Here is a 614-nt window from a genome sequence, read left to right on the forward strand (position 1 = left end):
GTTGCCCGTCATCAGCTCATGGCGGGAGGCCAGGAACAGCTTCTCTTTCGCGGGAAGCCACCCGTTGTCCTCCTGTTCGCCGCTGTGGGCGATGATGTGGAACCTGTCGTCGATCACCGCGAAGGGGCTGGCGCGCCCCTGTGGCGTACGCTCCAGCAATTCGCGCATGAATGCCTGGGAGACGACGGAAAGCAGGGTTTCGGGCCCGTCCAGCGTCGAGGCCACCCCAAGGTGGAATGGCGGGGTCCTGCTGGCCAGAATGGTTTCCCGGCGGGTGTTCGCCCGCAGGCTGGATGGGGGGGCTGCGGGAGCGGCGGGAGCGACCGCCGCCAGGTCAAAACCGTCAAGCGCCGCCTGGTCCCCGGCGTAGCAGACCAGCCGGCCGTCGCGAAAGAAGCCGTAGGCGACAACTTCCCGGTTGACCTTGCGATAATGGGGGAGGGACGCGCAGAATTTCTCGTCCCCCGCATGCGTGGCGGAGGCCAGCAGGGTGGTCGCGACGATGTCGGCGCTATTGAGGGCGCCGCGAACGAGGCTGGCGATATTGAGGGCGGCCTGGCGCTGGGATGCGTCCACGGTCGCGCTGACGCTGCGATAGAGATGCCACGTCAGAC

General features: G+C 67.1%; 1 protein-coding gene. It reads right to left on the minus strand.

Annotated elements, in window-relative coordinates:
- Positions 1-614 (minus strand): hypothetical protein (locus AC4FS3_RS29060; protein ID WP_491023426.1); only part of this gene is annotated, 614 nt, incomplete at both ends.

The sequence above is a fragment of the Pseudogemmobacter sp. TB195 genome (genome assembly GCF_058313095.1).